We start from the raw sequence: 13188 nt of genomic DNA, 5'->3' as shown, positions 1-13188 counted from the left end.
ATTATTTTTTCTGGATCCCACCCAAGAAAACATGTTCGGCGGTCACATTGGGAATCTCTTCGGATGGAATCGTCATAATATCATCGCTCAATATCACAAAATCAGCAAATTTACCTGGCTCAATGCTACCTTTTTCATCTTCCTCAAAATTGGAATAAGCTGCCCAAATGGTCATACCTTTCAAGGTTTCCTCCCTGCTCAAGGCATTCTCCATTTGAAAACCTCCTTCCGGATATTGTTCCACATCCTGTCGGGCCACCGCGGCATAAAAGGTCAAAAATGGATTTACTTGCTCCACAGGAAAGTCGGTGCCCAATGCCACCAACCCGGCTTTCTCCAATAGATCTTTGTAGGCATATGCACCTTTTACACGTTCAGGACCCAACCTATCCTCTGCCCAGTACATATCGCTGGTAGCGTGGGTCGGCTGAACGGATGGAATAACACCATTTTCAAAATAATCGAAATCGGATTGCGAAATTACTTGTGCATGTTCCACTTTCCATCTACGGTCGGTTTTACCCTCCAAGGCTTTTTCATACGCCCTTAACACCACAATATTGGCAGAATCACCAATGGCATGGGTATTCATTTGATAATCGGTGGCTGCAATTCGCTGAGCCAAAGCTTCAATTTGGTCCACAGGAGTTACCATAGCCCCAAAATGACCCGGTTTATCGGAGTAAGGTGCTCGTAACGCGGCTCCCCGAGAACCCAAAGCACCATCGCCATATACTTTTATGGAACGGACATTCAACCCCTCTGTTTTGATTATGCCCTTATCCAAAAAGTAATCCAGATTTTCGGGATAATTGGAGACCATTGCGTACACTCGAATGGATAGTTCATCCGCCTGTTGCAAACTATCTATCAATTCAATAATATCCCGCGACAGTCCAGCGTCGTTTACTGTGGTCAACCCATAATCCAAAGAGATTTTCTCGGCATCCTTAAGAGCTTGTATGTTTTGTTCCAGACTAGGCCGTGGAATCACATTATTGATCAAACCCATCGGGTTATCGACCAAAACGCCTGTAACCTCACCATCTTCTTTGACAATTTCGCCACCCTCCGTTTCGGTGTCAGCTGTTATGCCCGCCATATCCAATGCCTTTTGGTTCACGAGATACGCGTGGCCATCTATGCGTTCCAAAGCCACAGGGATATCGGGGAACAATTCATCCAATTTGTCCTTGGTCGGGAATTCTTTAACCTCCCAATCATTTTGGTCCCATCCCCTTCCCAAAATAAAGTTGGATGGACGATCGTTTTGAAATGCCACTACTCTTTCCAGTACCTCATCAAAACTTTGGGTCCCGACCAAATCTACAACCTGTTGGTTTTGGCCCAATCCATAAAAATGGCAATGGGCATCGATAAGGCCCGGAACAATGGTCTTGCCCTCTGCGTCCAACTGTTTTTGGGGATTATATTTTTTTGAGATTTCTTCGGAATCGCCAACGGCAACAAACTTTCCATCTTTGATGGCTATACTCGATGCTTTGGAGAAGGCATCGTCCACGGTATAAATATTTGCATTGGTAACGATAAGGTCTACCTCTTCTTTGGTTGTGCAAGAAAAAACGACCAGACCCGTGACGAACAATAAGAACTTTTTCATTTCTGTTGGTTTCCATCAAAAATAGAAAAAGCAAGGATATGTTTAAGGGTTTTCGTCTTCAAACTTTGTCATCACAAACTCCACTCTTCGGTTCTTTCTTCGGGCTTCGTCTGTGCGGGTAGTGTCCAGTGGTTTACTATCCCCATACCCCCTGGAGGTTATTCTGTTTTTATCCAATCCCAAATCAATCAAATATTGTGCAACCGAACCGGCACGTTCTCGAGAGAGGATGTCGTTGTACTTATCGGAACCCAAATCATCGGTATGTCCACTAATGGCAACCTTTAGGTTGGGATGTTTTTCTAAATATTTATATACATCTTTAAGACTTTGCTCTGCTTTGGGCTGAAGATCAAAACGATCAAAATTAAAATTGACATGATCCAACACATACACCTCATCGGTTTTGTATTCTGGGCCCAGGTAGGTCAACGAAATATCGTCGAGATAATAATAGGCATAGCCTTCCTCATTTTTTGATGGATTTTGTGTATCCAAGTAGGAAGTACCTGCATTACTTTTGAAGTTTCCAAGAATCAAATGATTTTCAAAACCTTTGGCCACCATATCAAAACTCAATTCCATCCAGTCCTGCTTATCCTGATAATAACCAGTAACGGGAAATTGTTTGATATGGGTCGTCTGAGTAGAGGCAGACAAGAGTTCACTTTGTGAAAGTTCGCGTTTGGTATGCACCGAAAGTGGCTTTTCGGAAAACACAGCCCCCATATCCATTACGGCCCCATCCGACTTTTCGGAAAGACTGATGAACAAGGTCAATCGGTATCGACTTCCTTTTTCCAGTGTTTCCGTGAGCGGCACTTGAATGTATTCGCGATAATCTCGTGGAGCGAAGAGATACAGTCCAGCATAAGCAGCACCTTCGTACGGATCCTGCTTCCCCTTAAAGTTCATCGGAACTCCCAACTTGGTTCGGCTACATTCGTTAAAATAATCAGTCGTTCCCAGGGTCGGGGCACTCCAATGCTCCGCATCCTTGTTGAGATTGCTCATTTTAACCGGACAAGATACAAAGTCTTCAAAACCGCCATTTTGTACCATATTTTGACTAAATCCAACGAAGGAAATCATCAAAAACAAGTAAAGAACCAGCGTATGTATTGGTCTTGGTTGCATTATTTCCAATTGTATGGGAACGGCCAACTATTGGAACATCAATGAGTTAACCGAAAATAATGAACGGTATTTTCAGCTATTTATTGCGTATTCTCCTACAAACTAAAAATCAAACTTATAGGATACCCCTGCCAAAGCTTGGAATCCCTGGACCCTAAAATTGGCCCAACGCTGGTAATTATTGTTCGCAATATTGGATGCTTTCACAAAAATGGAGAGCTGCTCGTTGAACCTGTACCCTATATGGGCATTGGCGTCAAAAAAGCTGTCCAACGTAAGCTGAGTATAAGAAATGGACGGAGGCACATTATTGGTTAAGACAACCGAGGTCAAAGCATCCCTTTCCCCTACATAAAACAAATTGGCACCCATATACCATTGGTCGGTAATCTGATAATCCATAAAGAGAGATCCTTTGATCGATGGCAAGTTCCAAGCAGGGTTATCGGTTTCGGTATCGTAATCATAAAATTCTGCGTTAACACCCAAAGAAAAATTACGGTTCACATCCACATTGATTTCCCCAAATACACCCAAGGTTTTTACGTCATCATAAAAAACTTGAAAGGAATTGCCATAGTAATAACTCTTTTCATCGGTTCTGGTCGTGTTTACCGTATTTTGATAGAACAACGGCTTCCTGTTTTCCGCCATGTACGAACCTTTGATGTTATACCCCACATTGGAGGTCAACTGTCCTTTCAGGCCCAAATATCCTTCATATTGTTGGTCCGTCGGGACAATATCCAAGGTCGGGGACACATAAGGGTTGTCATCCACAAAGTCATGATAGGAATTTTGCTTTAACTCCCCTTCTATTCCTCCGTAAGCGATCACATTTTCGTCCATCACACGATAGGATGCTGTTACAGATGGATAGATATAAAAATTGTTCTCGCTATTTTCCATATCCAGTCCGTAGACGATGTTGGCACCCAAATTTAACGTAAGGTCATCACGCAGGATCAACAAACTTGGGTTCACTCCCGCCTGTAGATGGCTATAATTCTTCTCTCCATCGTTCACAGATTCTGTTATGGTGCCATTCTTAAAATTACCTCCCACATAATCGACCTTGGCAGAAATCGTGATCAATTCCTCAGTAATGGGCAATTCAAAAGTGGGATTGATCACTGCCCGGTTCTCAGCAGATTCCGTAGCATCCCAAAAGCGTCTCAACAAGATATTCCCACTCTTAAAATAAGAGTCCTCCATATTGAAATGGGCCTTCGCTTCTGCATTGAAATAGTTTTGCGTTTCATCCATCGCATTGATTTCATCCTCACTGAACAATTCACTCTGTATTCCGTACCAATTATACAGCTGGTGCTGTAATCCTATGGCGGCACCCCAATCCATATAACGGTCCTTTTTAGCATAGGAAGCATTCAACTCGGTGTCGTAGAAATCCGTTTCCAAGGGCGTGGAGTCCAAATCTCCGCGGGATGAATTGTGGGTTAGCCCAAAGTCCAACAAATCTTCTCCCCTGTTGAATTCCCGACTCGTGTAAAAATCAACCAAGGCATTATTGTAGTTACCCAAGCCCACCGAAGCATAGGAATTGTACAAAGTGGGCGGTGGTGTTTTTTCCACCCCCGAAGCCTTACCCTTTGCTGGGGTAAAGGTGGACGCAACGGGCACAGAGAATATACTATAATTGATTTTCTTCTTCTGGAGCACAATGGAATCGTTCAAACTTGGAGAGGATTTGATCTTAAAGGCATCCGAAACGGTCGGGGAATACGGTTTTACCACCGTTACCGTTTCTGTACCAATGTTATCCTCTTCTTGGGCGATAACCATTCCGCAAAGGCTCAAAAAAAGTAATGAAAATATATAATAGGTTCTCTTTTGCATCTTGTGTCTCGTTTAGTTTTCGTTGGGGTCTACGGATGAATTGCTCTCTGCTTCCTTGGCCTTGATCGTGGCCAGTTCACCTTCTGCGTCCGAAACGATATCCTCAAATTCGGAAAAATTGGAAATGACACTTTCCAAAATGTAAGTGGCCTGGAAGGCATCTCCCAAATTGTAAAAGTTCTTGGCCATAACCACCAAGCCTTTTCCTGCCCATTCCTTGTAGGCTGCATAATCCTTGGCCAACTTTTGAACGGACTTGTTGGATGCTTCAAAATCCTCTTCCTTATTTTTGAAATAAGCATCGTAATACCAAGCCTCAGCGGCAAGCTCGCCAGATGCAATTTGTTTTACATCCTGGTAGGCGGTTTTGGCCAAACTCTCGTTATCCGTAGCAATGGCGGAACGTGCAATCATTATCTGTGCGTCACTTCTGATACGATCGTCAATTTTAGGAGCGTTCAACACCTTTTCGGCATAAGCGATGGTTTGGGAATAATCCTTTTGACCGTAAAAACCTTTCATTAAATTGGACTGGGCGAAAGTCTTGTTCTCTGAGATATCTGCCGTGTTTTCCAATCTTTTCAAATAGGGAATGGCGCTATTGTAGTCCTGCTTATCCACATAGATTTCACAAACACGGGTCAATGCTTGTTCCGTATAAGCTCCGTTCCCACTATCGGCCACTGCTTTGTATTTTGGTAGGGCCTTTTCTTTTTCTCCGTTGGCAAAATACAGTTGCGCTAAGGCGAAATTGGCATTCTGCGCATGCAATCCATTAGGGAACTCTTTTAAATAATCTTCGTACCCACGAATGGCGGCTGTAGTTTTGCCCTCAATTTGTTTTCTTTCCGCGGATTCAAAACTAGCATTGTCCAGTTCGGTATCGGTCACCTCCACAAAGTCCAGATTTCTGGCCCAGGCGGCATATTCGCTCACCCGACCTTCGTCCACATACACCAATTTGGCAGTGGCCACCGCTTGTTTCGCTTCTTGGGTGTTCGGATATTTTTGAACCACTTCTTTAAGTTTGTCCAATGCTTGATCATTACGACTGGAATTGTAGTACACCAATCCTGAACGCAACAATCCACGTGGGGCAAATTTACTCCCCGAATACTCCGCCACAATACGGTCGTAGGTCTGCAGCCCTAAACTTTCTTGGTCATTATTGATATAGGAATTGCCCAGTTCAAAAAGTGCATCATCCCGTAATGAGGAGGTAGGGAACATCCTCAAGAATTCGTTAAGGCCATCAATTTTTGCTGAATTGTTACCCAAAAATCCATCACATAGAGTTTTCTGGAAGGCCGCATAATCACGTTCGGGACCGTTCATCTTTGATGATGCATCGTAGGCTTTCATTGCCAATTGATATTTACTGTTCACAAAGTAACTGTCGCCCAACCGTAAATAACCATCGTTCTTTCTTTGGTCATCAATGGCATTGGAGCTCACCACATTCTGAAAATAGGATATGGCATTATTGTAGTCTTTTAGCTTGAAGTAAGAGTAGCCCAAATTGTAATCCAGCTGCTCATATTCGGGAAGTGATCTGGCAGCCGGAAAGTTCTGGAATCGAACGAAATCCACTAAGGCCTCCTCAAATTGGTTCAATCTGTAGGCCGACTCAGCTTTCCAATAAAGAGCTCGAGCTTCAAAATTTGAATTTTCGGCACTTTTCAAGGATTTATCGAATCGCTCCCGAGCACCTTCGAAATCACCATCAATAAACAGTTCCACCCCACGGTAGTAGGCCACTTTCTGATAAGTTTCCTTGCTAGCGTAGTTTTGGTTCTCCTCCAAAAGTTGCATGGCACCTTCGAAATTGCGGGATGTGATATAAGAATCCACCAAAAGTTCCTGGATTTCCATTTGATGCTCATCCTTTGGATATTTTTCCAAATAAGTGGTCAACACCTGTGGAACGGGCTCGTACGCATTACCGATTTCGTAGCTCAAACGGGCATAGTTCAACCAAGCATCTTTTTGGATTTCTGGACTAAACTCCATTTGCGAAGCATTTCTGAACGCATTCAAGGCTTCGGACTTTTTATCCAGTTTCAAGTAGCACTCTGCCAAGTGATAATATGCATTTTGGGAAACGGCATTGGTGCCGCCGATAATTTTGTTGAACTGCTGAATCGCTTTTTGATAATCGCCCAATTTGTAATGGCTGTACCCCAATAAATAATAATCGGTGTTGTTCCATTTGCCCCGCTTGCCCCTGTATTCTTCCAGGTAGGGGATGGCCTCGGCATATTGTTCCAAATTGAAATAGCTTTCACCAATGATCTTGTTCAATTCCGAAACTTCCTGACGATTGGATTTGGGCAGTTGTTTTTTGGCCATTGTGATGGCTTCCTCAAACTTTCCCAATTTAAAATTCAGGTCGGCTTGATAGTACGTGAGCTTTTCATCAAGCAATTCCGGGTCTTGGATTTGGTCGAAACGGGCGCTAGCTGAGCTGTAATCGTCTTGTTCGTAGGCAATGTACCCCAAATAATATTTGGCCTGCGAGCCATATTTTTGGGAGGTGGTCACCTTGTTCAAATAACGCTCTGCCTCTTGTGGACGTTTAGATGCGTACAAGGCGTATCCGTTGTTAAAATTAAAACGGTCGCGTTCTGAATAAGGCATCGAATTTTCATCAACTTTTTTATACCATTTTAGAGCGTAGGGGTATTTTCCTGTTTCAAAATAGTAGTCGGCCACATCCAAAAAAGCAGAATTCCTTTTGGTGGATGTAGGGTAACGTTCCACAAAATCTTCCATCATTTTATCCGCTCCACGCTGGTTCAAACGAATGGCTGCGTTGGCAGCATAGTAAGCACTGTTGGCTTCTGTTTCCCCATCCTTGGTAGTGGCCTTTATGGACTCAAAAATATGCTGAGCTGCCTGGTACTGCTCGTTGTTGTAGAGCGCCAAGGCATCTTGATAGGCTTTGTTTTCGTGGGTGTATATTTTGGTTTCCTGTGCGGAAAGCACAAAAAAAGTTCCCATTAAAATGGGAATTAAAAGGAGGTTTTTTCGATTCATAGTGTTCTACGCTCTTCTCGATTGACTTTACTCATAACGTCAAAATTAAGGCCAAAGTATATTTAATTGGTCATTTACCGAAATTTACGACTCTAGACTTGATTTATTACCTCGAAATAGTAATTTTAGCACTCATGCCAAAAAACCTCATTGGCAACAACAATCCTAATTACTTGAAATCGTATGAAATTTCTGTTCCAGATAATTTAGGATTTCAATTTCAAACCTCAACATAAAAGGCATAAAACCCTTTTTTCAATTTTAAATCTGGCAATGTCCGTGCATTGCCACATTGTTCAATTTAATTTTTGTTGAGATGACATACTTATTCATTATCCCCTTATCCTTTTTATTGATTTGTGTGCTTTTGTACAACAACTTAATCAGTAAAAAGAATAAGGTTGAGGAAGCATATAGGAGCATAGATGTAATGCTGAAAAAAAGAACTGATTTAATTCCACAACTGGTAAACACCATTAAAGGGTACACCAAACATGAAAGTGAGACACTGATCTCCCTCACCAAACTGAGAAACAACATTGTGGATAGAGACCCACCATCCGAATTAAGGCTTAAACTCGAAAGCCAGATGGATCAGCTATTGGGAAAACTTCAAATAACGGTGGAAGCGTACCCCGATTTAAAGGCCAGCGAAAATTTCTTGCTTCTCCAATCAAGTTTAAACGAAGTGGAAGAACAGCTTTCTGCCTCAAGAAGGGCATATAATGCGGCCGTGTACGCATTCAACAATACCTTGGAGATGTTCCCTTCCAATATTGTTGCCAAGTTCATGGGATATTCCCCAAAGACCATGTTCACAATAAAACCATCCGAAGCGGACCTCCCTAAAGTTTCATTTTAATCATAGACAGATATGATGGACTTCCAAAACCTAAAGAAAGAGCTGTTGCCATTGCTGCAAGAAGCAGAAAAGCTCAGGAAAACCTACCGTTTCTATAAGGTGATATACACTTTCCTTATACAACTTTTCCTTATATGTGGCATTGCCCTTGTTTTGTTCGTATACTTGTTCAACTCCAAATTTACCGAATGGATCGCAAGTTTGTCCCCCAACGCACCATGGACCTTTACTCCCCAAATGTTGGTACTGTTTTTTTGGTTCTTGTTTTTCATCAGTTTAATAATATTCCAAACATACAAAAACAAATACGTTACTATTGAAAAGAGGCTGATGCGAGTGCTCTTGGACAAAATGGTTCCCACATTTGAGTTCTATGAACACGAACAGATCAAAACCGAAGAATTAATAAATAGTGGATTGGTGACCATGTACCGACGACCTTTTGACAAAAAAACGCATGGACCGATATACAATCGAGGCCAAGGGCTTCTTTCTGGAAAGGTCAAGGATACTTCCATTACCATCGGCAATGTTAACATTGTTGACCAACGCTATGGTTCTTATCTCATGTACATTCCCTTCTTTGCACACATATACATTGCATATACCTATATACGTCCTATATTCAAAAAAGAGAAAAGCATTGAACAAATAGGGAGTAGTTTATCGGGCATGTTCGCCATAGTTGACTTTAACAAAAAATGCAGTGGAACCACCATTGTACTGCCCGATCAATTCGAAAAGAGAATCGGATATTTGGCAAAAACCATACAGTCCTTAAATTTTGGTCGCGACCAATTGGTAAATCTTGAAGATTCGGAATTTGAAAAAGAATTTGTGGTGTACAGCACTGACCAGGTTGAAGCGAGATATGTTTTATCCACTTCCTTAATGCGTAGAATCACATTGTTAAAACAAAAAATCAACAAACCCATCATACTATCGTTTAAAGGCGGTAAGCTCTATATGGCGGTTCATCATCCGTATGGCTTTTTTAGTCTACAAGAGAACAAAAATCTGGTCGATTCCAATGTGCTTGAACTATTTTATAATGACATTACAACAGCCATTGGCATTGTGGAGGACCTAAACCTGAACACTCAGGTTTGGCGATAATGATGCCATCATATTTTTTGGAAAAATATGCTTTGATCTTTAATTTTTGATTCTGTTCGTGTATTTTCAAATACTTTTGTAAAGCTTATTGAACTAATTATGCCCGAGACCATCTTAAAATTACAGGACGCTGCCGTGTTCCAAAACGAGAACCTTATTTTGAACCATATCGACCTTGAGGTAAAAAAAGGGGAGTTTGTATACATTATTGGTAAAACGGGAAGCGGTAAGAGTAGTTTCATGAAAACTCTTTATGCGGATCTACCACTTAAACAAGGGGTTGGCCAGGTCGTGGATTTTGACCTGAAAACAATGAAAGAAAAGGACATTCCCTATTTGCGGAGGAAATTGGGCATTGTTTTTCAGGATTTTAAATTGCTTCCCGATAGAAATGTCAACAACAACCTGAAATTTGTCCTTAAAGCAACGGGATGGACGGACTCAAAAAAAATGGACGACAAAATCGAGGAGGTCCTCGACAAAGTGGGTATGAAAACCAAAGGCTTTAAGTTTCCCCACGAGCTTTCAGGCGGTGAGCAACAACGTATTGCCATTGCCCGCGCCCTGTTGAACGACCCTGAGCTTATACTTGCAGATGAACCCACTGGGAATTTGGACCCTCAGACCAGTGTGGAGGTAATGAAGGTTTTACAGGATATTAATAAGAATGGTAGAACTATTATAATGGCCACACACGATTATGCCCTAATCCTAAAATATCCGCACAAAACTCTAAAATGCGATGGCAGCAAAGTTTTTGAAGTGATTCAAAAAGCGATTTAATCACCGAAATATCCGCGCAGTACATTGATTTACACTGGAATTGCTTGATCAATAAAAGTTTTTGTTACTTTGTTAAAACTAATTTTGCTTCCTATATATGGAAATTCTTGGTATTGATATAGGCGGATCGGGCATAAAAGGTGCCCTTGTAAACGCCGAAACCGGAGAAATGTTGACGGAACGTTTCCGAATTCCAACCCCAAAATCAAAAAAGCCGAAGGACATGGCCAAAGTGGTGGCCGAAATTGTTGACCATTTTAATTATGAAGGTCCTGTCGGCTGTGGATTTCCCTCTATCGTTAAAAATGGGGTATGCAAGTCTCCTGGAAACCTAGACCCAAGTTGGGTGGGTGTTAACGTGGATGAATTGTTCACCGAGTATACAGGTCACGAATTTACGGTGTTGAACGATGCAGATGCTGCCGGCTATGCTTCCATGAACTACGGGGTAGGAAAAGGCAAAAATGGCTTGGTAATCATGATTACCATTGGAACAGGTCTTGGTAGCGGGGCCTTTTATAATGGCGTGCTCATCCCGAATTTTGAGTTAGGACAGATTCCTTACAAAAAATACAAGAAGATTGAAAAATGGGCTGCCGCTTCTGCCAAAGAAAGAGAGGACCTTAGTTTTAAAAAATGGGGCAAGCGCTTTAATAAATTCTTGAAATTAGTAGAGCTTATTGTATGTCCGGACCTTATCATCGTAGGGGGTGGAACCTCAAAAAAATGGGAAGAGTTCAACCAATACATCAAAATTGATACGGAAGTGGTAAAAGCTGAACTTATGAACCATGCCGGTATTATTGGAGCGGCCGTCGCATGTTTACGAGAACAGCACCACGGGCATTTACACTAGTTTCCAGAGTAGGTAGAACCAAGATTCCCAGCAGACTTTAAAAAGAAAAGCGAATGAAGACTGTTTCCTCACTCGCTTTCCCATTATGTTTAAAGTAAGCTTGCTTACACTACTTTGTTTCTCTTTCTGTCCACTTCTTTCAGATAGATTTTTCGAATCCTCAAGTGGTTTGGCGTTACCTCAACGTATTCATCCTTTTGGATGTATTCCAAGGCTTCTTCCAACGAGAATTTGATGGCAGGCACAATCTTGGCCTTATCATCGGCACCTGCGGAACGTACGTTGGAAAGTTTTTTGGTTTTGGTTACGTTCACCGTCATATCATCCTGGCGGGAGTTTTCACCAATTACCTGTCCTTCGTAGATATCCTCTCCCGGATCGATAAAGAATTTACCTCTTTCCTGAAGCTTATCAATGGAATAAGGAATCGCAGTTCCGTTTTCCATAGAAACCAAAGACCCGTTCAATCGTTGTGCGATATCCCCTTTCAATGGCTGATATTCAAAAAACCTGTGTGCCATTATGGCCTCTCCCGCCGTAGCGGTCAACAGTTGGTTCCTAAGACCGATGATTCCCCTCGATGGAATGATGAATTCACAAACCATTCTGGAACCTCTGGCCTCCATACTGGTCATCTCCCCTTTTCGGATGGATACCATTTCCACAGCTTTTCCGGATACTTCCTCTGGTAAATCGATGGTCAAATGTTCCACAGGCTCACATTTTACACCATCAATCTCTTTAATGATCACTTGTGGCTGACCAATTTGAAGCTCGTAACCTTCGCGACGCATGGTTTCAATCAATACAGAAAGGTGCAAAACACCTCGGCCATACACTAAAAATTTATCGGCACTGTCGGTTTCTTGAACACGAAGTGCCAAGTTTTTTTCCAATTCTTTTTCCAAACGCTCTTTAATGTGTCTGGAAGTAACAAACTTTCCATCCTTACCAAAAAATGGACTATCGTTAATGGTGAAAAGCATACTCATGGTTGGCTCATCAATGGCGATAGTCTTCAATTTCTCAGGGTTTTCAAGATCGGCAACAGTATCACCGATTTCAAAACCTTCCATACCAACAATGGCACAAATATCTCCTGCAACAACCTCTTCCACTTTTAAGCGTCCAAGTCCTTCAAAAGTGTAAAGTTCCTTAATTCTAGTTTTTACAACGGAACCGTCTCTTTTTACCAAAGAAACTTGTTGCCCTTCACGGAGCGTTCCTCTTTGTAATCTACCAATGGCGATTCGACCCGTAAAAGAAGAGAAATCCAAGGAAGTAATCAACATTTGAGTTGAGCCTTCCTCAAGTTTAAATTCTGGTACATGTTCAATCACCATGTCCAATAATGGCTCAATATTCTCGGTCGGGGTTTTCCAATCCTCGCCCATCCAGTTGTTCTTTGCAGAACCATAAACGGTTGGGAAATCGAGCTGCCATTCTTCTGCACCCAATTCAAACATTAGATCGAACACTTTTTCGTGCACTTCTTCCGGGGTACAGTTTTCCTTATCAACTTTGTTGATGACAACACATGGCTTCAAACCAAGATCAATGGCTTTTTGAAGTACAAAACGGGTCTGTGGCATTGGCCCTTCAAAGGCATCCACCAACAACAAAACCCCATCGGCCATGTTCAAAACACGTTCTACTTCACCCCCGAAATCGGCGTGACCAGGGGTATCTATAATATTTATTTTTGTGTCTTTGTAAACAACGGAAACGTTTTTGGAAACAATGGTGATCCCGCGTTCCCTTTCCAGGTCGTTGTTATCCAATATCAGGTCGCCCTTGTTCTCGTTTTCTCGGAACAACTGGCAATGGTACATGATTTTATCAACCAAAGTAGTTTTACCGTGGTCTACGTGTGCAATGATTGCAATGTTTTTGATTTTGGACATAACCTAAATTTTTAAG

9 protein-coding genes are annotated in these 13188 nt (G+C 42.0%); 4 read left to right on the top strand and 5 right to left on the bottom strand.

Features of this window, described 5'->3' with window-relative positions:
* Position 1: 1 nt before the first annotated feature.
* From J0654_RS17870 to J0654_RS17855, 4 genes are all read right to left on the bottom strand, one after another.
* Entirely contained in the window at positions 2 to 1621 is a 1620-nt protein-coding gene (locus J0654_RS17870) for an amidohydrolase (protein WP_207030481.1), read from the bottom strand.
* Between the two features lie 42 nt (positions 1622 to 1663).
* Positions 1664 to 2713 carry an OmpA family protein gene (locus J0654_RS17865; protein ID WP_207030480.1) on the bottom strand — a complete coding sequence of 350 codons (1050 nt, stop codon included), beginning with the start codon at positions 2711 to 2713 and terminating at the stop codon, positions 1664 to 1666.
* 147 nt (positions 2714 to 2860) lie between these two features.
* Positions 2861 to 4615, bottom strand: coding sequence for a TonB-dependent receptor (locus J0654_RS17860; RefSeq protein WP_207030479.1), 1755 nt, complete (start codon positions 4613 to 4615; stop codon positions 2861 to 2863).
* Between the two features lie 12 nt (positions 4616 to 4627).
* The gene (locus J0654_RS17855) at positions 4628 to 7651 is read right to left on the bottom strand and encodes a tetratricopeptide repeat protein (protein ID WP_207030478.1); all 3024 of its coding nucleotides are present in this window, start codon (positions 7649 to 7651) and stop codon (positions 4628 to 4630) included.
* 316 nt (positions 7652 to 7967) lie between these two features.
* Between J0654_RS17855 and J0654_RS17850 the strand changes: the two genes are divergently transcribed.
* The 4 genes from J0654_RS17850 (at position 7968) to ppgK (ending at position 11268) form a co-directional block, all read left to right on the top strand.
* Positions 7968 to 8513 carry a LemA family protein gene (locus tag J0654_RS17850; RefSeq protein ID WP_207030477.1) on the top strand — a complete coding sequence of 182 codons (546 nt, stop codon included), beginning with the start codon at positions 7968 to 7970 and terminating at the stop codon, positions 8511 to 8513.
* A gap of 12 nt (positions 8514 to 8525) precedes the next feature.
* Positions 8526 to 9629 carry a DUF3137 domain-containing protein gene (locus J0654_RS17845; protein WP_207030476.1) on the top strand — a complete coding sequence of 368 codons (1104 nt, stop codon included), beginning with the start codon at positions 8526 to 8528 and terminating at the stop codon, positions 9627 to 9629.
* Positions 9630 to 9728: 99 nt separating this feature from the next.
* Positions 9729 to 10412 (top strand): cell division ATP-binding protein FtsE, encoded by a 684-nt coding sequence (locus tag J0654_RS17840; protein WP_207030475.1) that lies wholly within the window; start codon positions 9729 to 9731, stop codon positions 10410 to 10412.
* A gap of 97 nt (positions 10413 to 10509) precedes the next feature.
* On the top strand, positions 10510 to 11268 hold the full coding sequence (ppgK, locus tag J0654_RS17835; protein ID WP_207030474.1) for a polyphosphate--glucose phosphotransferase: 759 nt from the start codon (positions 10510 to 10512) through the stop codon (positions 11266 to 11268).
* Between the two features lie 104 nt (positions 11269 to 11372).
* Here ppgK and typA read toward each other — a convergent pair whose 3' ends face one another.
* On the bottom strand, positions 11373 to 13172 hold the full coding sequence (gene typA, locus J0654_RS17830; protein ID WP_207030473.1) for a translational GTPase TypA: 1800 nt from the start codon (positions 13170 to 13172) through the stop codon (positions 11373 to 11375).
* Positions 13173 to 13188 lie beyond the last annotated feature (16 nt).

The sequence above is a fragment of the Flagellimonas profundi genome (assembly GCF_017313275.1).
In the GTDB taxonomy this organism is placed as follows: Bacteria; Bacteroidota; Bacteroidia; order Flavobacteriales; family Flavobacteriaceae; genus Flagellimonas; species Flagellimonas profundi.
Note: the sequence above shows the minus strand (reverse complement) of the source record. Positions and strands in the feature narration are given on the sequence as shown.